Source organism: Marinovum sp. E3, assembly GCF_055755275.1.
The window spans coordinates 3352243-3377159 of sequence record NZ_CM146908.1 but is presented as its reverse complement, the minus strand read 5'-3'; the positions used below and the strand labels follow the sequence as shown (position 1 = coordinate 3377159).

The window sequence follows — 24917 nt, the reverse complement described above, 5'->3', positions numbered from 1 at the left end:
CAGGCCAGGCCTTTTGTCGCGTTCAGTTGGCGGCGACTTTCAGGTCTTCAAAGAGATTTTTCAACACCAGAAAGTCTCCGTTGGCATCGCAGGCCGGCATATCGAGCGTCACATCTCGGCTGCGCAGGGTTTCGCCGGGCTTGAGTTGCAGGGTCTGGGCCGCGATCTGCCTGCCGCAATTGGCCGCCGTCACTTCCGCCTCGACCGAAAGCCCGATGCGCCCGGCGCTGTCCGAGGTCAGCGTGGGGAAGGTGTAGACTTCGGCCATCAGCGCATCGGCGCCGGCATTCTCGCCAAAGCGGGTGAGGAAACCGGAGCTGCCGCTGGCCGCCGCGCTCATGTCGCCGGGGCTGGCGGAATACACGTGACCCTCACCGAAATAGGTGGCGTCGAATTCCAGCGCATGAAGGCCAAGTCCGGCATCACCGCGCCATTGGGCCACCACGCGGTCATAGAATTCCAGCGTCGGCACTTCGATCTGAGCCACCGCGCCTTGGGAATTGTCGAAGGAGGCGATAAAGACGGCATTTTCGGCCAGCGCCGGGACGCGCAGGCTGCTCCGGCCGTTTTCATCGGTGAGCGCATGAAACATCATGCCACTGTGATGCAGGGTAAACCGGGCGTCGGACAGGCAGGCCGCCTCGACGATCAGATCGACCATTGCCGCCGGTGCCGGATCGGCGGTCATTGTCACCTCGCAGGGGAGGACCGGCGTGTTCAGGGCCGCGCCGCCGGGCGCGATCTCCAGCGCCGCCGGGTCAAGCGGCTCCGGCACGGCGGTGTCCTGAAGCGCGGCCAGAGCGGTGACGCCCCGGCCCGGCTCGGTTTCGGTGGCCGGAACGGCGACCGAATCGCGCGGCAGGGGGGGCAGCGGCCGGTCCACCGGCAGGACGCCGGCCGAGGTCGGGGTGATGGCGCTGAGATCGGCGCTTTCCACAAGCGTGTTGGGCAATTCGGCGGTCTGCACATCGGGCCGCTTTGCATCCTGGAGCGAAGAGGCCGGGTGGGTGCCGAAATTCTGAAGCACGAAGCCGACCGAGAAGATGATCACGCCGCTGCCGAAGGCGAGCGTCGATTTGGTCAGCGGGATACGCCGTGGCATGGCGAATTTTCTCTTGGTCTTGGCGGCGCCCTTGGCCGCCGGTGCCGCGGCCCCTGACCCGGATGCCCCGCGCCTGATCGATCGTTTGGCCTTCATCTCTGCCTCCTTGCCCGGAACCGGGCTTTTCCTAGGCTCAGATATCGCTGGGGAAGGCGGCGGAGATGGGGCGGGCTAGCGGAGTCTTTTTGGCCCTCTGCCCGAGATTGTCCGCATTTGCGACACAATTCAGGGTGGTGTCCAGGCATTGTCCTGCCCGGTCCGGCGGGCGTCCGACAACGAAAAAGGCCGGGCGTCGGGCCCGGCCTTTGATCCTCTGGCAGCCTCTCGGCGTTCTGGTGCGTTTACACGCGGCCGTGGCAATGTTTGAATTTCTTGCCCGATCCGCAGGGGCAGAGCTCGTTGCGGCCGGTGTTGGCCCAGGTCTCGGGCTTGCTTTCGTCAAAGCCCGGCGCGGCGCCTTCGGTCGTTTGCTGCGGCGGAGCGTTTTCCCCCACAGGTTGCGCCTGTTCGGTCAGCTTCTTCTGCGCCGCCTGCTGCTCCTGGATCTGGCGCATCAAAGCGGCCTGCTCCTCTTCGGTCATCGGACGAATCTGCGACAGCTTCTCGCTGACGTCCTCGCGCAGGCTCTCGAGCATCGATTCGAAGAGCTGGAAGGCCTCGTTCTTGTACTCGTTGAGCGGGTCGCGCTGGGCATAGCCGCGGAAGGCCACCACCGAACGCAGGTGCTCGAGCGTCAGCAGGTGCTCGCGCCACTTGGCATCGATGGTCTGAAGCAGAATCTGCTTTTCGATGTTGCGCATGGTCTCGGGGCCAAAGGCGCTGGCCTTCTGGGCCATGTATTTGTCGCTCTCGTCCTCGAGACGTTCGCGCACGACCTCCTGATCGACGCCCTCTTCCTCGGCCCAGTCACGGATCGGCAGGTCGAGGCCAAGATACTTGATCACCGCGCCCTGAAGACCCTCGGCATCCCATTGATCGGCATAGGATTTCGGCGGCAGATATTGATCGACCAGCTCGTCGATCACCTCATGGCGCATATCCTGGACGATTTCGGACAGATCCTCGGCTTCCATGATCTCGCGCCGCTGGCTGAAGATCACCTTCCGCTGATCGTTCATCACGTCGTCGAACTTCAGCAATTGTTTCCGAATGTCGAAGTTGCGGCCCTCGACCTTGGCCTGAGCGCGTTCCAGCGACTTGTTCACCCAAGGGTGCTCGATCGCCTCGCCTTCCTTCATGCCCAGCGTGTTGAGCACCTTGTCGAGCCGTTCGGAGCCGAAAATGCGCATCAGGTCATCGTCGAGCGACAGGAAGAAGGAGGACCGCCCCGGGTCGCCCTGACGGCCCGAGCGGCCGCGCAGCTGGTTGTCGATCCGGCGGCTCTCGTGGCGTTCGGTGGCCAGCACGTAGAGCCCGCCGGCCTTTTTGACTGCCTCTTCGTCGGCGGCATGTTCCGCCTCGATCCGTTTGCGGATCTCCTCGGGGTCGCTGTCGGGGGCGGCGGCGATGGCTTCCATGATCTGAAAGTCGACGTTGCCGCCCAGTTTGATGTCGGTGCCGCGGCCGGCCATGTTGGTGGCGATGGTCACCGCGCCCAGCTTGCCGGCATCGGCGACAATCTGCGCTTCCTGCTCGTGCTGGCGCGCGTTCAGCACGTTATGCGGCAGCTTGGCCTGGGTCAGCGCCTGGCTGAGCATTTCGGATTTCTCGATCGAGGTGGTGCCGACAAGCACCGGTTGGCCCTTGTCATGCGCCTTCTGGATCTCGTCGATGATCGCCTTGTACTTCTCGTCGTTGGTGCGGAACACCTTGTCATCGTCGTCGATCCGCTCGATCGGCTTGTTGGTCGGCACTTCGACCACGCCCAGCCCGTAGATCTCCTGGAATTCCTCGGCCTCGGTTGCCGCGGTGCCGGTCATTCCGCCCAGCTTGTCATACAGGCGGAAGTAGTTCTGGAAGGTGACCGAGGCCAGCGTCACGTTCTCGGGCTTGATCTCGCAGCCTTCCTTGGCCTCGATCGCCTGGTGCAGCCCGTCGGACAGGCGCCGGCCGGCCATCATCCGCCCGGTGAATTCGTCGATCAGGACAACCTCGTTGTCGCGGACGATATAATCCTTGTCCTTGAGGAACAGCTTGTGCGCCCGCAGGCCCTGGTTGACGTGGTGCACCACGGTGGTGCTTTCGGGGTCGTAAAGCGATTGGCCCTCGGGCAGCAGATCATGCGCCCGCAGCTGCGCTTCGAGAAATTCGTTGCCGTCGTCGGTAAAGGTGACGTTGCGGGTTTTCTCATCGAGCGTGTAGTGATCTTCCTGCAAATGCGGGATCAGCTTGTCGATGGTCTGGTAGAGATCCGAGCGGTCCTCGGCCGGGCCGGAGATGATCAGCGGCGTCCGCGCCTCATCGATCAGGATGCTGTCGACCTCGTCGACGATGGCGAAGTTGTGGCCGCGCTGGAACATGTCCTTGAGCTCGGACTTCATGTTGTCGCGCAGATAGTCGAAACCCAGCTCGTTGTTCGTCGCATAGGTGATGTCGCAGTTGTAGGCGTCGTGCTTTTCCTGCTCGGATTGCCAGGGATAGACCACCCCCGTGGTCAGCCCCAGGGCGCCGTAGACCTTGCTCATCCACTCGGCGTCGCGTTTCGCCAGGTAGTCGTTGACCGTGACGATATGCACGCCCTTGCCGGTCAGCGCGTTCAGATAGGCCGGGAAGGTGGCGACAAGCGTCTTGCCCTCGCCGGTCTTCATCTCGGCGATATTGCCCTGGTGCAGGAAGATCCCGCCCATCAGCTGCACGTCGAAGGCGCGCAGGCCCAGCGCCCGCTTGGCGGCCTCGCGGCAGTTGGCAAAGGCTTCCGGCAGAATCGTGTCCAGGCTCTCGCCGCCCTTGGCGCGGTCGGCCAGCGCCTTGGTCTTGTCCTTCAGCCCTTCGTCGCTGAGCGCTTCGAACTCGGTTTCCAGGGCGTTGATCTGTTCGACCAGCGGGCGCGTCGCCTTGATCTTTCGGTCGTTCGGTGTTCCGAACACCGATCTGGCGATTTTTCCAAAGCCCAGCATACTCTCTCCGTCGAATAATGCGCACATCTTTGTGTCCGCGCCTTGCCCGTCCGCATCGCAACCCATATGCCTTTCGGGAACGGGGCGCCCAACGGGACAAAAGCGATGTAAGGGTCGCCCCTACCAGTGTCAACGCCGCCCTCGTGCGCGGCAATGAATGAAGGAACACTTGATGTTGAAAAGCGTGAAAACCGCCGCTCTCATGGCCTTTCTGGCCGTCCCCGCCCTGGCTGAACAGCATGAGCAGGTGGATGTGAACGAGGTTGTGGCCACGGTCAACGGCACCGAGATCACCCTCGGCCACATGATCATGATCCGCGCTTCGCTGCCCGATCAGCTGCGTCAACTGCCCGACGACGTGCTCTGGGACGGCATCATGGACCAGCTGATCCAGCAGACCCTGCTGGTGCAGGCCGGCCCCGACGAGGTGTCGCAACGTGTGGCACTGTCGCTCGACAACGAAGAGCGCGCCCTGCGCGCCGCCGAGCAGGCGCAGTCGGCGATGGATGAAGCGGTGACCGAAGCGGCGCTGACCGACGCCTATGCCGAGGCTTACGAAGGCGAGAATCGCGGCATGGAATTCAATGCCTCGCATATCCTCGTCGAGACCGAGGAAAAGGCCGCGGCCCTGGCCGAACGCGCCCGCGAAGGCGAGGATTTCGCCGAGCTGGCCAAGGAAAACTCGACCGGTCCCTCCGGCCCCAATGGCGGCGAGCTGGGCTGGTTCGGTGCCGGCATGATGGTTGCCGAATTCGAGGCGGCGGTGCAGGAGCTGGGCGAAGGCGAGATCTCCGATCCGGTGCAGACCCAGTTCGGCTGGCACGTGATCAAGCTCAATGAGACCCGCGTCGCCGAAGCGCCCGAGATGGAGGAAGTCCGCCCCGAGCTGGAACAGGCGGTTCGCAATGCGGCGCTCGAAGGCGTGCTCGGCGAGCTGACCGAATCGGCCGAGATCACCCGCACCGACAAGGCCGATGTCGACACCTCGGTCCTGCAAAACATCGACCTGATCGGACAATAACATGGCCAAACCCCTGCCTGTTTCGCCTCTGGCGCCCGCGCAATTCCCCGAGATGCCGGTGATCGAGGGTGTCACCTTTGCCTCGGTCGAGGCGGGGGTGCGCTATGCGGGCCGCAAGGACGTGATGCTGGCGCTGCTCGCTCCGGGCAGCGCCGTGGCAGGGGTCTTCACCCGGTCGGCAACCCGCTCGGCGCCGGTGCTCGACTGCCAGAAGAAACTCGGCGGCGCCGGGGACGAGGCCGCGGCGATCCTGGTCAACGCCGGCAATTCCAACGCCTTCACCGGCAAGCGTGGCGATGCTTCGGTCGCGGCGATCACCGAGGCCGTGGCCCGCGCCGCCGGGCTGCCGCAGGATCGGGTCTTCACCTCCTCCACCGGAGTGATCGGCGAACCGCTGCCGCATGACCGGATCATCGACGTGATCGACCAGCTGATCGCGGGCCAGGACGCGGGCGCCATCAACGATGCCGCCCGTGCCATCATGACCACCGACACCTATCCCAAGGGCGCTGCCCGCAGCCTCGAGATCGACGGCAGGACGGTGCAGATCGCCGGTTTCGCCAAGGGCTCGGGCATGATCGCGCCGGACATGGCAACGATGCTGGTCTATATCTTTACCGATGCCGCCTGCGCCCAACCTAAGTTGCAGGCGATGCTTGCTGATCTCACCGACCTGACCTTCAACTGCATCACCGTCGACAGCGACACCTCGACCTCGGATACCCTGCTGCTGGTCGCCACCGGCGCCTCTGGCGTCGACGTCGCCGACAATGCGGCGTTCGAAGAGGCGCTGTTCGAGGTGATGATGGATCTCGCCCATCAGGTCGTCCGCGACGGCGAAGGCGCCACCAAGTTCGTCCAGATCGACGTCACCGGCGCCGCCAGCGATGCCGAAGCGCATACCCATGCCATGGCAATCGCCAATTCGCCGCTGGTCAAGACCGCCATCGCCGGCGAAGATCCGAACTGGGGCCGCGTGGTCATGGCGATCGGCAAGAGCGGGGCCCAGGCCGACCGCGACCGTATCACCATCCGTTTCGGTGACACGCTGGTGGCCGAAAACGGCTGGGTGCATCCCGACTATCAGGAGGCCGACGCCGCCGCCCACATGGAAGGCGACCACATCGCCATCGCGGTCGATCTTGGCATCGGCGATGGCAAGAAACGCGTCTGGACCTGCGATCTGACCCACGGCTACATCGACATCAACGCCGATTACCGCTCCTGAGGATCATGAACACCCGGTGCCTGGCTGAGACCGACCCACCGGCAACCCGACGGCGGGGTATTGCACTCCGCCGATCCCTGGGCCAAATCCGCCCCATCTTTCCGCAGCCACACCGATGCCATGACCAAAGTGATCCTTGTCTCCGCCGTTGCCCTGATCGACCGTGACGGCCGCGTTCTGCTGGCCCAGCGGCCCGAGGGCAAGAGCATGGCCGGCCTCTGGGAATTTCCCGGCGGCAAGGTCGAGCCGCGCGAGACACCGGAAGCGGCGCTGATCCGGGAGTTGCAGGAAGAGCTGGGCATCGACACCTGGGCCTCCTGTCTGGCGCCGCTGACTTTCGCCAGCCACGCCTACGAGAATTTCCATCTGCTGATGCCGCTCTTTGCCTGCCGCAAATGGCAGGGGGTGCCGCAGGCGCAGGAGGGCCAGACCCTGGCCTGGGTCAAGCCCAACCGGCTGCGCGACTACCCGATGCCGCCCGCCGATATCCCGCTGATCCCGATCCTGCGCGACTGGCTCTGAGCCGCAGACACCGGCGCCGGGGCTTCGCCTTCCAATTCCCAAGCACAAAAAAAGGGGACAGATCGCTCTGTCCCCTTTGTCGATTCTGTATCCGGCACCGGATCAGTCGAGCTTGCGCTCGACTTCCGTGCGCTCGAAGATCTCGATGACATCGCCGGGGCGGATATCGTCGTAGTTCTCGAAGGCCATGCCGCATTCCTGGCCGGATTGCACCTCGGAGACCTCGTCCTTGAAGCGCTTGAGCGTCTTCAGCGTGCCTTCGTGGATCACCACGTCGTCGCGCAGCAGGCGGACACCGGCGGAGCGGCGCGCCACCCCTTCGGTGACCAGACAGCCAGCGACCTTGCCGACGTTGGAGACCTTGAAGACCTCCTTGATCTCGGCATAGCCGATGAAGTTTTCGCGCACTTCGGCGGACAGCAGGCCCGAGGCCGCGGCTTTCACGTCATCGACCAGGTCGTAGATCACGCTGTAATAGCGGATTTCCACGCCTTTCTGGTTGGCCGAGTTCCGCGCCGAGGCATTGGCCCGGACGTTGAAGCCGAGGATCGGCGCATTGGACGCCTCTGCCAGGCCCACGTCGGTCTCGGTGATCGCGCCCACACCGTAATGCAGCACGCGCACGCGCACCTCTTCGTTGCCGATCTTCTCCATCGCCTGGACGATGGCCTCGGCAGAGCCCTGCACGTCGGCCTTGACCAGGATCGGCAGCTCGGCGACGTTCTCGTCTTCCTTGGCCTTGGCCAGAAGCTGATCGAGCGTGGTGGCGGCACCGGCGGCGGCGCGTTTGTCCTTGGCGGCCTGCTCGCGGTATTCCGCGATCTCGCGCGCCTGCGCCTCGGTCGACACCACGTTGAGCACGTCACCGGCTTCCGGCGTGCCGTTCAGGCCCAGCACCTCGACCGGCACCGACGGCCCGGCCTCTTCGACCCGTTCACCGGTGTCCGAGATCAGCGCCCGCACCTTGCCCCATTGCTCGCCCACAACGAAGATATCGCCCTGTTTCAGCGTGCCGTTCTGCACCAGAACCGTGGCCACCGGGCCGCGACCGACGTCGAGCTGAGCCTCGATCACGGCGCCATGGGCGGCGCGGTCGGGGTTGGCCTTGAGCTCGAGGATCTCGGCCTGAAGCGCAATCGCTTCAAGCAGCTCGTCGAGGCCCTTGCCGGTGATCGCCGACACTTCGATATCCTGCACATCGCCCGAGAGCTTCTCGACGATGACTTCGTGCTGAAGCAGGTCGGTCCGCACCTTGTCGGGGTTGGCGGCGGGCTTGTCGCATTTGTTGATCGCCACGATCATCGGCACCTCGGCCGCCTTGGCATGGGCAATCGCCTCGATGGTCTGCGGCATCACCGCGTCATCGGCGGCAACCACGAGCACGACGATATCCGTCACCTGTGCCCCGCGCGAGCGCATCGAGGTAAAGGCGGCGTGGCCCGGCGTGTCGAGGAAGGACAGGACCGCACCGCTGTCGGTCTCCACCTGATAGGCGCCGATGTGCTGGGTGATCCCGCCGGCTTCGCCAGCGACAACCTTGGCGTCGCGGATCGCATCCAGGAGCGAGGTCTTGCCGTGGTCGACGTGGCCCATGATGGTGATGACCGGCGGACGCGGTTGCAGATCCTCTTCCTTGTCCTCAACCTCCTTGATGACGTCCTCGACGTCGGAGTCGGACACGCGCGTCACCTTGTGGCCGAATTCCTCGATGATGAGTTCGGCGGTGTCGGCGTCGATCGTCTGGTTCTGGGTGACCATCATGCCCATCTGCATGAGCGATTTGACCACGTCAGCCACGCGTTCCGCCATCCGGTTGGCCAGCTCGGAGACGACGATCGCCTCGGGCAGCTTGACCTCGCGGACAACCTTTTCCCGTTCGACCGGGCCACCCATGGCTTTCTGCCGGGCGCGTTCCTGCTTGCGCTTCATCGCGGCCATCGAGCGCTGCCGCCCGCCTTCGCCGCCGGTCAGCGCCTGGTTCACGGTCAGCTTGCCGGAGCGGCGGCCGCCGTCGCGCCCACCCTTGCCACGGTTCTGACGATCCTGTTCGCGGTCGGGCTTCTTGGCCGGCGCCTGCTTGGCACCGCCGCGCGGCTGATCGGCCTCGGCGGCGGGGGCAGCAGCCTTGGCGGCTGCGGCCTTGGCCTTGTCCTCGGCGGCGCGACGCTTGCGCTCTTCTTCCTCGGCCTTGGCCTTGGCTTTCTCTTCGGCCTCGCGCTGTTCGCGCTCCTTGGCCTCCATCTCGGCCCGGCGGCGCTCGCGCTCCTCGGCGCGCGCCTCTTCCTCGGCCTTGCGGTTCGCCGCCTCTTCGGCTTCGCGCGCCTTGGCGGCCTGAACCGCCTTCAGCCGGCGTTCCATCTCGGCATCAGTGATCCCGGCGGGCCGTTTGCCAGCACCGCCCACGCCACCGCCAGCCCCGCCGGAGCCGGACTTGGCCCCGCCCGGCTTGGGCACGACCACGCGTTTGCGTTTGGTTTCCACCACGACGTTCTTGGTCCGCCCATGGCTGAAGCTCTGCTTCACATTGCCCGGACGGGCGCCGCCACGTAAACCAAGGGTCTTTTTGCCGTCATTATCGCTCAAAGCTCTATTTTCCTTTCCGGCGACCGTTGCCGCCGTCGTCATGCGCGCGCAGATTTTTCAATCTTGCGGCTTCCTCTACTACACGTTCCGTGAGTCCACCAGACGCCAGCGCGCCATGTATCACAGTTTGTCGGCCGAATGCCAATCCTAACTCGTCTGCGGTCAGCCAGCCGATGAATGATCCGCCATACGGCGTGCTCAGTTTCGACTTGCCCCTTTCGGAGCCATCGCTGGCCTGGATCAGGACGCGGGCCTCTTCCTTCTGAAGCCAGTCCTTGACCTTTTCATAGCCGGCGACCGCCTGCCCGCCCTTGCGGGCGAGCGAAATCAGATCCACCACGCGGCGCGCGATTTGCCTTTCGATCTCGGCCACCAGCCCATCGGGGACGGTGACCGGTTGCTTGGCGCTGCGGGCAAACAGCTTTTTCGACACCGCCTTGTCCAGCGCCGCGCGATCCGACGACACCCAGATGCCGCGCCCGGGCAGCTTGCCCAGGACATCCGGCACCGCCTGACCCTCGGGGCCGACCACAAAGCGGATCATCCGCGCCACCGGCAACACCTCTCCGGTGGCGATGCATTTGCGCTCCGGTCCGGTGTCGCCCCGGTCCTTGTCCTTGCCGCCGCGTGTCATTGCCTCGCCTCCGCGACCGTTCAGTCCCGTGCCTCTTCGGCCGCTTCCGCGTCCTCTTCGGCAATGAGGTCGTCACCGTCTTCGTCTTCGCTGTCGTCTTCCGCGGTTTCCAGATCGGCCGGATCCACCCAGCCAAGCTCGACCCGTGCGGTCATCACCAGGCCCTGTGCTTCCTCGAGCGAGACTTCAAAGGGCTCGAGCAGGCCGTCGTCCTTGACGCGTTCGCCATTCGCGGTGGTCCAGCCGCCGGCCAGTTCCCAATCGGCGCAGGTGGCGAAATCCTCGAGGGTCTTGATGCCATCCTTGGCGAGAACCTCGATCATTTGGGGTGTCAGGCCGTCAAAGTCAATAAGGCTGTCCTCGGCGCCCAGCTCGCGGGCATTGGCCAGCGCCTTCTTGGCCTGCTCTTCCAGGTGCTCGCGGGCCCGGGTTTGAAGCTCTTCGGCGGTGCCTTCGTCGACGCCGTCGATCACCAGCAGCTCGTCCTGCTCGACATAGGCCACCTCTTCGAGATTGGTGAACCCTTCCGACACCAGCAACTGGGCGAAGAATTCGTCAAGGTCGAGCGTGTCCATGAAGAGCTGGGTGCGCTCTTCGAATTCCTTCTGGCGGCGCGCCGATTCCTCGGCCTCGGTCATGATGTCGATATCGAGCCCGGTGAGCTGCGACGCCAGCCGCACGTTCTGACCGCGACGGCCGATGGCCAGCGACAGTTGCTCTTCCGGCACCACAACCTCGATGCGCTCGGCTTCCTCGTCGAGAACCACCTTGGTGACCTCGGCCGGTTGCAGCGCGTTCACCAGGAAGGTGGGCTGGTCCTCGTTCCACGGGATGATGTCGATCTTTTCGCCTTGCAACTCGTTGACCACTGCCTGCACGCGGCTGCCGCGCATACCGACGCAGGCGCCCACGGGGTCGATCGAGCCGTCATAGGAAATCACGGCGATCTTGGCGCGCGAGCCGGGGTCGCGAGCGACGGCCTTGATTTCGATGATGCCGTCGTAGATCTCGGGCACTTCCATCTTGAACAGCTCGGCCATGAATTCCGGTGCGGTGCGCGACAGGAAAATCTGCGGGCCACGGGCCTCGCGGCGTACATCCTTGATGTAGCAGCGGATGCGGTCGTTGGGGCGATAGCTCTCGCGGCCGATCTTTTCGTTGCGGCGCAGGATCGCCTCGCCCCGGCCCACGTCGACGATGACGTTGCCATATTCCTCGCGCTTGACCTGGCCGTTGATGATGGTGCCGGCGCGGTCCTTGAATTCTTCGTACTGGCGGTCGCGCTCGGCTTCGCGGACCTTTTGCAGGATCACCTGTTTGGCCGATTGTGCCGCGATCCGGCCCATTTCCACCGGCGGCACTTCCTCGACATATTGATCGCCCACCTTGGGCTCGGCCATGTATTGTTTGGCCTGCTCGACGGTCATCTCGGCCTGATAGTTCTCGAGCTCTTCCTCCTCGACCACGGTGCGCACGCGGGTAAAGGTGGCGCGGCCGGTGCGGCGGTCGATCGAGACCCGGATGTCCATCTCGGAGCCGTAACGCGACTTGGCGGCGCGGGCGAGGGATTCCTCCATCGCTTCGACCACGAGACCGGGGTCGATCATCTTTTCGCGCGCCACCGCCTCGGCGGTCTGCAAAAGCTCAAGCTGGTTGGCTGAGGTGATTGCCATTATTCTTTCTCCTCTTGAGACGCCGCTTCTTCGGTCTCGATCTCGTCAAACTTGGTTTCGTCCACGTCCGCCGCCTTGCGCTGGCGCAGCATTTCTCGGATCAACTCGTCGGTCATGACCAGCTTGGCATCGCTCAGCCAGTCAAAGTTCAGGCCCAGGGTCACGGTTTCCTCGCCTTGGCTGGAGCCATCGACGTTGATCAGCACCTCCTCGCCCTCGATGCCGGCCAGCACGCCCTTGAAGCGCCGGCGGCCGTCGATCAGCTCGGTGGTCTCGATCTTGGCCTCATATCCCTCGAATGTCTCGAAATCCTTGAGCCGGGTCAGCGGCCGATCGATGCCGGGGCTGGAGACTTCGAGCGTATAGGTGTCGAGAATCGGGTCTTCGACGTCCAGCGTGGCGCTCACCGCGTTGGAGATGGCGGCGCATTCGTCGACCTCGATGCCGCCGCCGGGGCGCTCGGCCATGATCTGAAGCGTCTGGGTCTTGCCGCTCATCAGCCGGATGCGGACCAGTTCAAAACCCATATCCTCAATCACGGGACCGATAATTTCGGCCAGACGACGGTCGATCGCGGCTTTGGCAATCAGGGTATTTGACAGAATATCACTCATACGGCTTCCTGCGGGTTCGGCCCGGCGGACGGGCACAAAAAAACGGGCGCGCGGCCCGTCGAACTTATCCGGTGGAGCTTCGGGTGAGGCCCGGCGCGCCGCTGTTGAAGGGCGATATACGCGCTGCCGCCCGCTGACGCAAGGGGGCAGCGCGCAGCTTCTTGTCCGGGGCAGGTTTTCCTCGTCAACCGCGCTCTCCTCTGGCGGGGCGCCTGCGTCCGGTCGGGCGATTCGGGCCTATTTGGCCCCCAGACGGCCGGCGGATTCCTTGATCGCGTCGTATTGTCCGGCGGGGCGGAAACGCCAGAGGTAATCCGGCAGCACCGCTTCCATCGCGGTCGGGCGAATGCCGAGGTCGGCCAACCCGCGCGCGCCGTCGCTCACCACGTTGTCGCGGCCGAGCGAGCGCACCTGATCGCGGGTCAGGATGCCATTGCTGAACAACCCGAAGGTCAGCGTCGACAAAAGATCGAAACCGCGCGCCATCAGGCCGGCGGCCCAGAACGGCATGTTCAACACCAGCCGGCGGCGGCGGATCACCTTGAGCATGTCCTGCATCAGCTCGCGGAAGCTGCCGACATCGGGCCCACCCAGTTCATAGACACCCCCCGGGGCGGTGCCCATGGCGCCCATCGCGGCGGCCCGGGCGACGTCGTTAACATAGACCGGTTGGAATTTCGTATCCGCGCCGACCACGGGAAGCACCGGTCCCATCCGCGACATCCCGGCGAACCGGTTGAAGAAATTGTCTTCGGGGCCAAAAATCACCGAGGGTCGCAGGATCATCGCGTCCGGCATATGCGCCAGCACATTGGCTTCGCCCTCGGCCTTGGTCCGCTGGTAATCGCTGTCCGATGCGGCATCGGCCCCGATCGCCGAGATCTGCACCATGCGCGCCACGCCGCTTTCCGCGGCAATCCGGGCCACGCGGCCCGCGCCTTCGGCCTGCACGGCATCAAAGTTGTTCTTGCCGCGGGCGTCGAAGGTGCCGACGCAGTTGATCACCGCCGCTGCGCCCTGCATCACCTGCCGCACGCTGTTGTCGTCGCGGATGTTGCAGAACACCGGTTCGACCTGACCGACAACGCCATAGGTGCGCACGAAATGGGCCTCGTTCGGGCGCCGACAGGCGACACGCACGCGCCAGCCTTCCTTGGCCATGTGCCGTGCAATGTACCGGCCGAGAAAGCCGGAGCCGCCGTAGATCGTCACCAGTCTGGACATCGGAGCCTCGCGTTTTTCGATGCTTACAGGGAATATAACCGGCTCTTTGGTGTGACAAGACGATATGCGGTCGCGTCTGTGGCATTTCTTTCAGATTCCGCGTTGACACTCCCCCTGGCTCGATTTAAACGCCTGCCTCACGACACCTGCCCAGGTGGCGGAATGGTAGACGCGCTAGCTTCAGGTGCTAGTGTCCGTATGGACGTGGAGGTTCGAGTCCTCTCCTGGGCACCAATTCTCCTTGCAGATATGGCCGGAATTCCGAACGTCCCGAGGATCGGGCTGTCGTCCGGGGGCTGTCAGAACAGCCCGGCATCCTTGGCCACAATGGCCGCCTGCGTGCGGTTCGACACGCCGATCTTGCGATATAGGGTCTTCATGTGCAGCTTCACCGTCGGCTCGCGAATATCGAGGTCGCGGGCGATCTCCTTGTTGGACTTGCCCTGCGTCAGGCCTTCGAGCACCTCGAGTTCGCGCGGAGAGAGCTTGTCGGTCAGCGGGTGGGCCTCGTCCTCTTCGGCCGCGCGCATGAAGTCGAGCGGGGCGTATTGCTCGCCCACCGCCATGAAGCGCACCGCATTGACCAGCGATTTTCCCGAAAGCGTCTTGGGCAGGAAGCCGGCGGCGCCCTTGGCCAGCGCCGTCTCGGCGACCGAGCGGTTGGCGGTGCCCGAGATGATCGCGACCCGCTGCGCGCCATCCTGCGCCATCATCCTGGCCAGCCCGTCGAGCCCGTTCATCCCGGGCATGTCGTAATCCAGCAGGATCAGATCAAAGGCCGCGCCGGCGCGCAGCTTGGCTTCGGCATCGGGCAGGCTAGCGGCGGTGACGGTCTCGAAACTGCCCTCGGCGTCGAGAAAGGCCTTGAGCGTATCCCGCAGAAGATCGTGATCGTCGGCGATCAGCACCCGCATCATTTTGATTGCTCCTGCCTTTCCCATCCTGCACGCGGCGCCTGATCGAACGGCCCACCGTGTCAGCGCGGGCAATTGCAAGGCGTGTCAGGCGATCTTGCCGCAGGATGCGCTGTGGCCCAAGGGGAAAAGCCGGGCGACATTGGCCTGACCGGACGGATGGGGCGTCTCTGCCCAATGGATGCGGCACCTGAGCGAAGGGGCAGGCGGCGGCGCGGCCGGTGCTGGGGGGCACCATCCGCACAGTTGAGAATCCCCCTGCGGTCGGCGCACCTCTTCGGGCGTTCAGTTGCCACTTCAGGAAAACCGGTATGAGTTTCGCCCCTCTTTCGCCCGACTTCATCCGCGCCCTTTGTGCCGCCGCCGCGCCGACGCTGCCGCGGGTGCGGCTGTTCGGTCTCGACCTCGTCAATGCCTCGCCCGCCATGGTGGTCGATGCGCTGATGGTGGTGCAGCAGCCGCAGCGGCTGACCTTTTTCAATGCCGATTGCGCCAATCTCGCGCTGTGCGATGGCGAATACCGGGCGGCGCTGACTTCGGCCGATCTGATCCTGCCGGGCGGCCGCTGCGTGCCGCTGGCCGCCCGCATGGCGCGCCGGCCGCTGGTGGCGCGCCACAGCGGCCCCGCATTGCTCCCGCGTCTGCTCGCGCGGGCGGCGCGGGCCGGGCGAAAGGTCTTTCTGGTGGGTGGCCCGCCCGGCGTGGCGGAGCGGGTGGTCAATCGGCTCTGCCTGGCCATTCCCGGTCTGCGGATTGTCGGCACCCGCGACGGTCTGGACGGCATCGAGAACGAGACCGAAACCGTCGCGGCGATCAATGCGAGCGGCGCGGATATCGTCATCGCCGGTCTCGGGCTGCCGCACAGCGACGTCTGGCTCGCGGATGTCTCGCCCAGGCTGACCGCGCGCCTTACCCTGGCCACCGGGCCTCTGCGCGATGTCGGCTCAGGCCACATGCGCCGCACGCCCCGGCTCCGGGGGCTGACGCTTGCCCCGCAAGCCGGCATGGCAGCCCCCGGAGCCGGGCGTTTCTGAGCCGGGGGTCCGGCGCCGTCGGGGCGGATTGCGCCGGTCGCGGCACGGCCGGAGCGGGCTTTGGCAGGCCAAAAGGTCGGAATCGGGCCTGGAAAGATCGGTTTTCGTACCTGTGGCCGTCAAATTCCGTCCCACACTCCTCCGACGAGGAGACCGGATGTGACAGCAACGCGCAGTGATCGGCCAGAATGCGGGACCGGCGGACCAGAGACCGCCCCGCCCGTTGCCGAATCCGCCGCGGAACGACCGGCCGCCGCCGCCCGCGCCGGGGAGAGCTGAGGCCCATGGTTGCAAGCCAGAACAGGCCGTGCGAAAACGACACCTCTGTCGCTTTTGACACTCCTGCTGCAATCGTCACAAGAGGCCAGTTTGCGAAAAAGGCAAGAGATTTCGACATTTTGAGTGGATTAGCGCCGACGATCATGTTTCGATGGTGGTGTCGTTTTCCCGCAGAGGAACGACGCATCCGGCACCGGGGGCTGGCGTTGCCAAACCGGTTCGAGAGCGCGCGCGCCTGTGCGGATGTCACACAGGAACATAGGGATGAGCATTTCAGAATGCGTCGATCGACAGACCCGTCCTGCCGCGTGAGTGGACAGACAGACATGACCTTCGGTCGATGTGCCCCCGCAGGGGCCACGGCATGACCCGCACCTCAAGGGCGGGCATTCGCATGACAACAGGGAGACACAGACCATGCGTAACAAAAAAGACCTGAGCCTGATCGACAGGCTGTCCCACGAGGCGCGTCTCGGCCGCCTGTCGCGCCGCGATTTCATGCGCCATTCGGCCGCCGCCGGCCTGACCGCCGCCGCCGCCACCGGCCTGTGGACATCCGAAGCCAAGGCGCAGCCCAAATCCGGCGGCACCTTCCGCGTCGCGATCCACGACAACAACACCTCGGACACCCACAACCCGGGCACCTATCTGTCGATCCAGCAGATTTTCCTGGCCCACACCCATCGCGCCTATCTGACCCTGATCAACACCGACCAGACCCTGGGCGGCGACGTGGCCGAGGATTGGTCCGGCTCCGAGGATGCCTCGGAATGGACCTTCAAGCTGCGCGACAACGTGACGTTCCACGATGGCCGCAAATGCACCGCCGATGACGTCATCGCCTCGATGAACTTTCACCGCGGCGAGGCCTCGACCTCGGCCGCCAAGGCGCTTCTGGCCGATGTCGCGGATATCACCAAGACCGATGACCTCACCGTTGTGTTCACGCTTACCGGTCCGAACGCCGATCTGCCCTGGCTGATGACCGACTATCATCTGACCATCCAGCCGGCGAGCGAGGACGGCATCGAATGGCGCAACGGCATCGGCTGCGGCCCCTACAAGATCGTCGATGGCGAATTCGGCGTCGGCTTCAAGCTCGAGCGGCATGACGGCTGGCACGGCGAAGGCGCCTATTTCGACGCGGTAGAGATGATCGCGATCAACGATCCCAATGCCCGCCAGACCGCGCTTGTCACCGGTGACGTCGATGCGGTCTCGGCCATCGACCTCAAGACCATGGCGCTGATGCAGCGCAATCCGCAGCTGATCGTGGACAACGTGCCTTCGGCCTCGGCGATCACCATGCCGATGCACACCAACACCGCGCCTTATGACGATGTCGATGTGCGCATGGCGCTGAAACTGGCGATGAACCGCGAAGAGATCGTCGAAAAGATCGCCTTTGGTGCGGGCACCGCCGGCAACGATTTCCACCATTCGCCGGCCCAGCCCTATTATCCCGAGGGGCTCGACCAGCTCAGCTACGACCCCGACCAGGCCAGGGCTCTGCTCAAGAAGGCCGGTCACGAGAACCTCAAGATCAACCTGTCCTCGGCGGAATCGATCTTCTCGGGCGCGGTCGACATGTGCGTTCTTTATTCCGAGCAGGCCAAGGCGGCGGGGATCGACATCACCGTCGTGCGCGAGCCCAACGACGGTTATTATTCCGACGTCTGGCTGAAAAAGCCGTTCTGTGCCGTGGCCTGGGGCGCGCGCCCGACGCCCGACGTGATGTACACCCTGGCCTACAAGGCGGATGCCGCCTGGAACGAAAGCTTCTGGGTCAACGACCGCTTCAACGAGCTGCTGTTGCAGGGCAAGTCCGAGCTGGACGATGCCAAGCGGTCGGAAATCTATCGCGAAATGGCCCAGATCGCCCGCGACGATGGCGGCACGATCATCCCGTTCTTCCGCAACTTCGTCTACGGCCGCCGCTCCAACGTCCAGAACACCGGCGAGCTCGCCGCAAGCTGGGAAATGGACGGCTGCCGCGCCGCCAGCCGCTGGTGGTTCGACGGCTAAGCCGTGCAATCAGCCGTGGCGGTCCGGGGTGTTCCCGGGCCGCCGCACCGGCCTCTGACCGGGCCCAAGAACCCGCGCACCCCGCGGCATAAAAGCAAAGGGAGAGCCTCATGGGGGACATTCTCGGCCTCGTCCTGAAGCGTCTTGGCTTTGGCCTCATCACGCTTCTGATCATTTCGATCATCATCTTTTTCATGGTCGAACTGCTGCCCGGCGACATCGCCGAAGCGGTTCTGGGCCAAGGTGCGACACCGGAAAACCTCGCCGCCCTGCGCGAGGAAATGGGGCTGAACAAGCCCGCCTTCGTGCGATATTTCGAATGGCTCGGCGGTGCCGTCGTCGGAGATTTCGGCAATTCGGTCGTCTCGGGCGAACGGGTCAGCACGCTGATCACCGAACGTTTCATCAACACGCTGTTCCTGGCCGCCTATGCCGCGGTGATCGCCGTGCCCTTTGCCATCACCCTGGGTGTGATCGTGGCGCTGCTGCGCAACACGCTGTTCGACCGGGTGGCCAATGTGCTGACGCTGACCTCGATCTCCAGCCCCGAGTTCTTTCTCGGCTACATCCTGATCCTCTATCTCTCGGTCAAGACCGGCATGTTCCCCGCCATTTCCAGCCTGCGGGCCGACATGTCCTTTGCCGATCTGCTGCATCGCACCTTCCTGCCGGCGCTGACGCTGGTGCTGGTGGTCACCGCGCATATGATGCGGATGACCCGCGCCGCGATCATCAACCTGCTGGCCTCGCCCTATATCGAAATGGCGCGACTCAAGGGCACGCCGCCCTGGAAGGTGATCGTGAAACACGCGCTGCCCAACGCCTGGGCGCCGATCATCAACGTCATCGCGCTGAACCTGGCCTATCTGATCACCGGCGTCGTGCTGGTCGAGGTGGTGTTTGTCTATCCCGGCATCGGCCAGGCGCTGGTCGACGCGGTGTCCAAACGCGATTTCCCGATCGTCCAGGCCTGTTGCCTGATCTTCGCCGCGACCTTCATCCTGCTCAACCTGGCGGCGGATGTCGGCGCCATTCTCACCAACCCGCGCCTGCGGCATCCGAAGTAAGGGAGAGAGATCATGAGCGTATTTGTCGTTCTCTACTTCGCCTGCCTGATCATCGCATCATGCCTGGCGGCCTTCTATGAAAAGCGCGGGCCGTTTATCCTGCTGTTCTCGCTGACCCTCATCAGCTTCATCCTCGGCATCGTCGGCGGCACCGGTGCGCTGCGCTTTGTCGCCATCGCGGCCGCGGTGCTGGCCTTTGCCGCCGGGGTCGCCTTCTGCTTCCGCGAGTTCCTGGTGGTGCTGCTGCCCACCAAGATCGGCAAGGAGCTGAAAACCGCGCCGCTGACCGCCGCCTTCGGCTTGTTCGTGATCTTCACCTATGCCATCGCCGCGATCTTTGCGCCTTGGATCGCGCCTTACGGCGAAAGCGAGGTCATCGCCTCGTCCTTTGCTCCGGCGGACGAAAACATGCTTCTGGGCGCCGATCAGCTTGGCCGCGACATGTTCAGCCGGATCATCTACGGCGCGCGCAACTCGGTGGGTCTGGCGCTGGCGGCGACCATCGCGGCCTTCTTCCTGGGCGCGGCGGCCGGGCTTCTGGCGGCCACCAAGGGCGGCTGGTTCGATCAGTTCATGGGCCGCTTCGCCGATGTGATCATGTCGATCCCCTCGTTGATCTTTGCCCTGTTGATGCTGTCGATCTTCGGGCCGCAGGTTTTCGTGATCATCGTCGCCGTCGCCATCATCTATGCGCCGCGGGTCTTCCGCCTGACGCGGGCGGTGGCTGGCAACGTGGTGGTGATGGACTATATCGAAGCTGCCAAGCTGCGCGGCGAGAAGGACAGCTATCTGATCCGCAGGGAGATCCTGCCCAATTCCACGGCGCCGCTGATCGCCGAGTTCGGGCTCGAGTTCTGCTTTGTCTTCCTGCTGGTGGCGGGGTTGTCGTTCCTCGGCCTGGGCATTCAGCCGCCAACCGCGGACTGGGGCTCGATGGTGCGCGAAAACGCGACGCTGATCTCGTTCGGCGACATCACCCCGCTGATCCCGGCGGCGGCGATCGCCCTGCTGACCGTGGCGGTCAACTTCGTTGTCGACTGGATGCTGTTCCGGTCCTCCGGCCTGAAGGAGTAACCTAGATGGTACACGACAAATCCGTTCTGCTCGAGATCAAGGATCTCAGGATCGAAGGCTACACCGGCGAGGTCTGGGTGCCGATCATCAAGGGCGTCGACCTGACCCTGCACCGCGGCGAGGTGATGGGCCTGATCGGCGAATCCGGGGCCGGAAAATCCACCATCGGCGCCGCCGCCATGGGCTATGCCCGCGACGGCACGCGCATTGTCGAAGGCTCCAAGATCGAGTTCGACGGCATGGAGCTGACCACCGCCACCGAAGGCGAGCGACGCGCGCTGCGCGGCTCGCGCATCGCCTATGTGGCGCAATCGGCGGCGGCGTCTTTCAACCCGGCGCACAAGATCATCGACCAACACACCGAAGCGCCGCTGCACTACCGCATCCAGAAGCGGATGGAGGCGCAAGAGGATGCGATGGACCTCTACGAGCGTCTGCGCCTGCCGAACCCCAAGGAAATCGGCTTCCGCTATCCGCACCAGGTCTCGGGCGGGCAGCTCCAGCGGGCAATGACGGCGATGGCGATGTCCTGCCGGCCCGACCTGATCATCTTTGACGAGCCGACCACCGCGCTCGACGTGACCACCCAGATTGAGGTGCTGGCGGCGATCCGCGACATCGTGGATCAGTTCAACACGGCGGCGATCTACATTACCCATGACCTCGCCGTGGTGGCGCAGATGGCCGATACCATCAAGGTGCTGCTCAAGGGCGAAGAGGTCGAGCAGCAGCCGACCGAGGAGATGCTGGACAACCCGCAGGAGGATTACACCAAGTCGCTCTGGGCGGTGCGCAGCTTTGAACGGCCGCAGAAATCGCGGCCCGAGGGCGAGACGCCGCTGATCTCGGTGCAGGATGTCGATGCCTCTTATACCGGCGGCGACAAGGTGCTCGATGGCGTCTCCTTCGACATCCACAAGGGGATGACCGTCGCGGTCGTGGGCGAATCCGGCTCCGGCAAATCCACCACTGCGCGGGTGATCACCGGGCTCTTGCCGCCGTCGAACGGCCAGGTCCTGTTTCAGGGCGAGCCCCTGCCGCCGCGCTATCAGGACCGGACCAAGGACCAGCTGCGGCAGGCGCAGATGATCTATCAGATGGCCGATACCGCGCTCAATCCCAAGGTGCGGATCTCCGAGATCATCGGTCGCCCGGCGCAGTTCTATTCCGGCCTCTCGGGCACGGAGCTGAAACACCGGGTGGACGAGCTGCTCGACCTGATCGAGCTTGATCCCTCCAAGTTCTACAACCGCTATCCGCCAGAGCTGTCCGGCGGACAGAAACAACGCATCGGCATTGCCCGGGCGCTGGCGGCCGAACCCAGCTTCATCATCTGCGACGAGGTCACTTCGGCGCTCGATCAGCTTGTGGCCGAGGGGATTCTCAAGCTGCTGGACCGGCTGCAAAACGAGCTGGACCTAGCCTATATGTTCATCACCCACGATCTGGCGACCGTGCGGTCGATCGCCGATGAGGTGGTGGTGATGCAGCATGGCAAGGTGGTGGAGCAGGGGCCCAAGGACAAGATGTTCACCCCGCCGCATCACCCCTATACCGACCTGCTGCTCAGTTCGGTGCCCGAGATGGACCCGAACTGGCTGACCACCCTGCTGGAAGAGCGCGGCGTCGACAACGTCGGCGAGGCGGCCGACGTCTGACCTTCCGGGGCGCGAACGCGAAAACCTGTCCGGTCCATGAAGAACCGGATTGAAGCTGATTGCAAAAGGGGTTAGAAGGCCGCGACGGCGTCAGGTCATTGCCATTCCGGTGGCCACCATCGTGGCCAGCAGAATGCCATAGACGACAAACACTGCCGGCAAAGTGCCGGCGCGGGTGCGCGCATCGCGGATGATTTCGTCACGTGTCATCATTGGTCCACTCCTCGGGTATTGAGCGGTTGGCATCCAATGGCGCTTGGCCATGAATCGCAGGTAGGCCAACCATCTGAGTCGAACAAGCGCTCTCTGTTCAAAATCAATGAATCGCCTGCATACCCGGTTTGCGTCTGGCGCATACCGGGGGCAATCGTGCCGTTTCCGGGACAGTCCCGTCGCAATTGGACCTCGCGCCGCGCCGGACAGCTTCTAGCGTCCCCGCAGGTAAAGGGAGACATCAGCCATGGCAAATTTCGACTGGCACGCCGAGCGCAGCGATTTGACCGCCATTGCGCTGCTCGACCGCGCGCCGGAAAGTGCCGCCATCGACCTGCGCGCGGTCTATCACTATCGCCGCGACCGGCTGCGCCACGAGATGGCGGCACGCGGGTTCGGCGCGGTGATCCTCTCGGACCCGGTCAACATCCGCTACGCCACCGGCACCCGCAACATGCAGGTGTTTTCGATGCGCAATGCGCCGACGCGTTATCTGTTGCTGACCGCCGACCGCGCGATCCTGTTCGAATTCACCGGCTGCCTGCATCTGGCCGATGGCTTCGACACCATCGACGAGGTGCGCCCGGCGCGCACCGCCAGTTTCGTTGCCGCCGGGCCAGAGATCGCCGCGCGCGAAAAGGCCTGGGCGGCGGAAATGGGCGATCTGATTGCCGGGCTTGTCGGCCGCGGCGCCAAGGTGGGCATGGAGCGGCTGAACGCCGGCACGGCAATTGCGCTTGGCGAACAGGGGTTCACGGTGGCGGACGCGCAGGCGCCGGTGGAAATGGCCCGCGCGATCAAATCGGCGGAAGAGATGAAATGCGTCCGCGCCAGCCTGCGCGCGACCGAGGCGGCAGTGGGCGAGTTGCGCGCGGCCCTGCGGCCGGGGATGACCGAGAACCAGCTCTGGGCGGTGATGCATCAGGCGGTAATCGCCGGCAATGGCGATTACTGCGAGACCCGGCTGCTCAATGCCGGCGCCCGGACCAACCCCTGGTTTCAGGAAAGCGCGCATCATGTGATCGGCGCAGGCGATCTGGTGGCGCTCGACACCGATGTGGTCGGCTGCCACGGCTATTATTCGGATTTCTCGCGCACCTTTCACGCCGGGCCGGGCAGGCCCACGGGCGCGCAGAAAACGCTCTATCAGACCGCGCTCGAACAGGTCTATCACAACATGGAGATCCTGCGCCCGGGCCTGAGCTTTCGCGAGTATGCCGAGGCCGCCTGGGAGATCCCGGACCGCTATTTCGCCAACCGCTATTACCTGTCGTCGCATGGCTGCGGCATGACCGGCGAATATCCCTATCTCTACCACCGCGCGGATTTTCCCGATGCGGGGTATGACGGGGTGATCGAACCGGGGATGACGATCTGTGTCGAAAGCTACATCGGAGAAGAGGGCGGGCCCGAAGGCGTGAAGCTGGAACAGCAGGTGCTGATCACCGAGACCGGCATCGAGCTGCTGTCGGAATTTCCCTTCGAGGCGTCCCTGACGGACGCCTCGTTTCAGCCGGCCTTGCCGGTGCCCCGGATCTGAGCGCGGCTATTCCGCCGCCCAGCCCGACACCGCCTTGACCTCGAGGAACTCGTCGAGGCCATGCGCCCCGCCTTCGCGGCCGTTGCCCGACTGCTTGTAGCCGCCGAAGGGCGAGCCCTGGGCAAAGCCCTGGCCGTTGGTCTCGATCATCCCGGCGCGCAGACGCCGTGCCACTCGGCGGCGCTTGTCGTCATCCCGGGTCTGGACATAATCGGCGAGGCCATAAGGCGTGTCATTGGCAATCGCCACCGCCTCGTCCTCGCTGTCGAAAGGCTGGATCGACAGCACCGGGCCAAAGATCTCTTCCTGCGCGATGGTCATGTCGTTGCTGACATCGGCAAAGACCGTCGGGCGCACGAAATAGCCGCGATTGAGCCCCTCGGGCCGCCCGGGTCCGCCGGCCACCAGCCGTGCCTCCTGCATGCCGGTCTCGATCAATTTCTGGATCTTGTCGAATTGCACTTCCGAGACAACCGGTCCGATGAATTTGCCCGCCTCCGAGGCCGGGCCGACCCGGGTTGCCTCGGCCACCTGCACCGCGGTCTCGACCGCCGCGTCATAGCGCGAGCGTTCCACCAGCATGCGCGTTGGCGCGTTGCAGGACTGGCCCGAATTGGCAAAGCAATGCCGCGCACCGCGTTTGACCGCATCTTCATCGGCATCGGCAAAGATGATGTTGGCGCCCTTGCCGCCCAATTCGAGCGAGACCCGCTTGAGCGTATCGGCGGCGGCCTTGGAGATGGCGATCCCGGCCCGGGTGGAGCCGGTAAAGGAAATCATGTCGACATCCCGGTGCTTCGAAAGCTGCGTGCCCACGCCCGGCCCGTCGCCATTGACGAGGTTGAAAACCCCCTTGGGAAACCCCGCCTGATCGACGAATTCGGCAAAGAGCAGCGACGACAGCGGCGCCACCTCGGAGGGCTTCAGCACCACGGTGCAGCCGGCGGCCAGCGCCGGAAAGACCTTGAGCACCACCTGGTTCATCGGCCAGTTCCACGGCGTGATCAGCCCGCAGACGCCGATCGGCTCTTTCAGGTGCTTTTCGGTGGCGGTGAAGTCGCTTTCGAAGCGGAACCCCTCGAGCGCCTTGAAGAAGCCGCCCATGTGCCAGATGCCGGCGCCGACCTGGTTGGCGTTGGCATAGTCGATGGGCGCGCCCATCTCCTTGCTGATCGCGGAACCCATCTCGGCGGCGCGGGATTTGTAGATCTCGTAGAGTTTGCGCAGCAGCGCCACACGGTCTTCCGGCGGCGTCGCGGCCCAGCCGTCAAAGGCGGCGCGCGCGGCGGCGACGGCGGCATCGGTGTCGGCCTGATCGCCGAGCGAGATCACCGCGCAGGGCTCTTCTGTGGACGGGTCGATGACGTCAAGATCGCGCGGCGCGGCCGGGTTCACCCAGGCACCGTCGATGTAGAACTGGCGTTTCTCGATCATTGGTTGACCTCCCTTGGATTAG

General features: G+C 64.5%; 18 protein-coding genes and 1 tRNA gene. 10 read left to right on the top strand and 9 right to left on the bottom strand.

The window, feature by feature from the left end; translation table 11 throughout:
- Positions 1-22: 22 nt before the first annotated feature.
- Together AC0J5K_RS16495 and secA are read right to left on the bottom strand one after the other, a co-directional pair.
- Positions 23-1102, bottom strand: a complete 1080-nt coding sequence (locus tag AC0J5K_RS16495; RefSeq protein WP_274565719.1) for a translocase — start codon at positions 1100-1102, stop codon at positions 23-25.
- 341 nt (positions 1103-1443) lie between these two features.
- Positions 1444-4158: a preprotein translocase subunit SecA gene (gene secA / locus AC0J5K_RS16490; RefSeq protein WP_274565720.1), complete on the bottom strand. Its 2715-nt coding sequence runs from the start codon at positions 4156-4158 to the stop codon at positions 1444-1446.
- 172 nt (positions 4159-4330) lie between these two features.
- Between secA and AC0J5K_RS16485 the strand changes: the two genes are divergently transcribed.
- From AC0J5K_RS16485 to AC0J5K_RS16475, 3 genes are all read left to right on the top strand, one after another.
- Positions 4331-5179 carry a peptidylprolyl isomerase gene (locus AC0J5K_RS16485; protein ID WP_274565721.1) on the top strand — a complete coding sequence of 283 codons (849 nt, stop codon included), beginning with the start codon at positions 4331-4333 and terminating at the stop codon, positions 5177-5179.
- Between the two features lies 1 nt (position 5180).
- Positions 5181-6407 (top strand): bifunctional glutamate N-acetyltransferase/amino-acid acetyltransferase ArgJ, encoded by a 1227-nt coding sequence (argJ, locus tag AC0J5K_RS16480; protein ID WP_074839503.1) that lies wholly within the window; start codon positions 5181-5183, stop codon positions 6405-6407.
- A gap of 120 nt (positions 6408-6527) precedes the next feature.
- A complete protein-coding gene (locus tag AC0J5K_RS16475) occupies positions 6528-6929 on the top strand; it encodes a (deoxy)nucleoside triphosphate pyrophosphohydrolase (protein ID WP_048534043.1) in 402 nt (133 codons plus the stop codon).
- Between the two features lie 102 nt (positions 6930-7031).
- Here the strand turns inward: AC0J5K_RS16475 and infB are convergent, their stop codons facing one another.
- The 5 genes from infB to AC0J5K_RS16450 form a co-directional block, all read right to left on the bottom strand.
- The gene (gene infB / locus AC0J5K_RS16470; protein ID WP_048533438.1) at positions 7032-9512 is read right to left on the bottom strand and encodes a translation initiation factor IF-2; all 2481 of its coding nucleotides are present in this window, start codon (positions 9510-9512) and stop codon (positions 7032-7034) included.
- A 4-nt stretch (positions 9513-9516) separates the two neighbouring features.
- Positions 9517-10146, bottom strand: coding sequence for an RNA-binding protein (locus AC0J5K_RS16465; protein ID WP_048533437.1), 630 nt, complete (start codon positions 10144-10146; stop codon positions 9517-9519).
- Positions 10147-10166: 20 nt separating this feature from the next.
- The gene (gene nusA / locus AC0J5K_RS16460) at positions 10167-11819 is read right to left on the bottom strand and encodes a transcription termination factor NusA (RefSeq protein WP_048533436.1); all 1653 of its coding nucleotides are present in this window, start codon (positions 11817-11819) and stop codon (positions 10167-10169) included.
- Positions 11819-12421 (bottom strand): ribosome maturation factor RimP, encoded by a 603-nt coding sequence (gene rimP, locus AC0J5K_RS16455; protein WP_074839569.1) that lies wholly within the window; start codon positions 12419-12421, stop codon positions 11819-11821. The genes nusA and rimP overlap by 1 nt, the downstream gene beginning before the upstream one ends.
- A gap of 249 nt (positions 12422-12670) precedes the next feature.
- A complete protein-coding gene (locus AC0J5K_RS16450) occupies positions 12671-13657 on the bottom strand; it encodes a complex I NDUFA9 subunit family protein (protein WP_074839500.1) in 987 nt (328 codons plus the stop codon).
- 148 nt (positions 13658-13805) lie between these two features.
- Here AC0J5K_RS16450 and AC0J5K_RS16445 point away from each other — a divergent pair.
- Positions 13806-13891, top strand: a tRNA-Leu gene (locus AC0J5K_RS16445).
- Between the two features lie 65 nt (positions 13892-13956).
- On the opposite strand, the gene AC0J5K_RS16440 is transcribed toward AC0J5K_RS16445, so the two are convergent.
- A complete protein-coding gene (locus tag AC0J5K_RS16440; protein WP_074839200.1) occupies positions 13957-14571 on the bottom strand; it encodes a response regulator transcription factor in 615 nt (204 codons plus the stop codon).
- A 311-nt stretch (positions 14572-14882) separates the two neighbouring features.
- Between AC0J5K_RS16440 and AC0J5K_RS16435 the strand changes: the two genes are divergently transcribed.
- From AC0J5K_RS16435 to AC0J5K_RS16410, 6 genes are all read left to right on the top strand, one after another.
- On the top strand, positions 14883-15605 hold the full coding sequence (locus AC0J5K_RS16435) for a WecB/TagA/CpsF family glycosyltransferase (protein WP_274565722.1): 723 nt from the start codon (positions 14883-14885) through the stop codon (positions 15603-15605).
- A 696-nt stretch (positions 15606-16301) separates the two neighbouring features.
- Positions 16302-17909 (top strand): ABC transporter substrate-binding protein, encoded by a 1608-nt coding sequence (locus tag AC0J5K_RS16430; RefSeq protein WP_274565723.1) that lies wholly within the window; start codon positions 16302-16304, stop codon positions 17907-17909.
- Positions 17910-18019: 110 nt separating this feature from the next.
- A complete protein-coding gene (locus AC0J5K_RS16425; RefSeq protein ID WP_048533432.1) occupies positions 18020-18976 on the top strand; it encodes an ABC transporter permease in 957 nt (318 codons plus the stop codon).
- 12 nt (positions 18977-18988) lie between these two features.
- Entirely contained in the window at positions 18989-20050 is a 1062-nt protein-coding gene (locus AC0J5K_RS16420; RefSeq protein WP_274565724.1) for an ABC transporter permease, read from the top strand.
- A 5-nt stretch (positions 20051-20055) separates the two neighbouring features.
- Positions 20056-21708, top strand: a complete 1653-nt coding sequence (locus AC0J5K_RS16415; protein WP_048533430.1) for an ABC transporter ATP-binding protein — start codon at positions 20056-20058, stop codon at positions 21706-21708.
- 460 nt (positions 21709-22168) lie between these two features.
- Entirely contained in the window at positions 22169-23461 is a 1293-nt protein-coding gene (locus tag AC0J5K_RS16410; RefSeq protein WP_274565725.1) for a M24 family metallopeptidase, read from the top strand.
- 6 nt (positions 23462-23467) lie between these two features.
- Here AC0J5K_RS16410 and AC0J5K_RS16405 read toward each other — a convergent pair whose 3' ends face one another.
- Positions 23468-24895: an aldehyde dehydrogenase family protein gene (locus AC0J5K_RS16405; protein WP_274565726.1), complete on the bottom strand. Its 1428-nt coding sequence runs from the start codon at positions 24893-24895 to the stop codon at positions 23468-23470.
- Positions 24896-24917 lie beyond the last annotated feature (22 nt).

Excerpts from the sequence above, each read along its gene's own strand:
- AC0J5K_RS16495 (WP_274565719.1), bottom strand. The coding sequence starts at position 1,102 with ATGCCACGGCGTATCCCGCTGACCAAATCGACGCTCGCCTTCGGCAGC.
- secA (WP_274565720.1), bottom strand. The coding sequence starts at position 4,158 with ATGCTGGGCTTTGGAAAAATCGCCAGATCGGTGTTCGGAACACCGAAC.
- AC0J5K_RS16485 (WP_274565721.1), top strand. The coding sequence starts at position 4,331 with ATGTTGAAAAGCGTGAAAACCGCCGCTCTCATGGCCTTTCTGGCCGTC.
- argJ (WP_074839503.1), top strand. The coding sequence starts at position 5,181 with ATGGCCAAACCCCTGCCTGTTTCGCCTCTGGCGCCCGCGCAATTCCCC.
- AC0J5K_RS16475 (WP_048534043.1), top strand. The coding sequence starts at position 6,528 with ATGACCAAAGTGATCCTTGTCTCCGCCGTTGCCCTGATCGACCGTGAC.
- AC0J5K_RS16465 (WP_048533437.1), bottom strand. The coding sequence starts at position 10,146 with ATGACACGCGGCGGCAAGGACAAGGACCGGGGCGACACCGGACCGGAG.
- nusA (WP_048533436.1), bottom strand. The coding sequence starts at position 11,819 with ATGGCAATCACCTCAGCCAACCAGCTTGAGCTTTTGCAGACCGCCGAG.
- AC0J5K_RS16450 (WP_074839500.1), bottom strand. The coding sequence starts at position 13,657 with ATGTCCAGACTGGTGACGATCTACGGCGGCTCCGGCTTTCTCGGCCGG.
- AC0J5K_RS16440 (WP_074839200.1), bottom strand. The coding sequence starts at position 14,571 with ATGCGGGTGCTGATCGCCGACGATCACGATCTTCTGCGGGATACGCTC.
- AC0J5K_RS16435 (WP_274565722.1), top strand. The coding sequence starts at position 14,883 with ATGAGTTTCGCCCCTCTTTCGCCCGACTTCATCCGCGCCCTTTGTGCC.
- AC0J5K_RS16430 (WP_274565723.1), top strand. The coding sequence starts at position 16,302 with ATGCGTAACAAAAAAGACCTGAGCCTGATCGACAGGCTGTCCCACGAG.
- AC0J5K_RS16425 (WP_048533432.1), top strand. The coding sequence starts at position 18,020 with ATGGGGGACATTCTCGGCCTCGTCCTGAAGCGTCTTGGCTTTGGCCTC.
- AC0J5K_RS16420 (WP_274565724.1), top strand. The coding sequence starts at position 18,989 with ATGAGCGTATTTGTCGTTCTCTACTTCGCCTGCCTGATCATCGCATCA.
- AC0J5K_RS16415 (WP_048533430.1), top strand. The coding sequence starts at position 20,056 with ATGGTACACGACAAATCCGTTCTGCTCGAGATCAAGGATCTCAGGATC.
- AC0J5K_RS16410 (WP_274565725.1), top strand. The coding sequence starts at position 22,169 with ATGGCAAATTTCGACTGGCACGCCGAGCGCAGCGATTTGACCGCCATT.
- AC0J5K_RS16405 (WP_274565726.1), bottom strand. The coding sequence starts at position 24,895 with ATGATCGAGAAACGCCAGTTCTACATCGACGGTGCCTGGGTGAACCCG.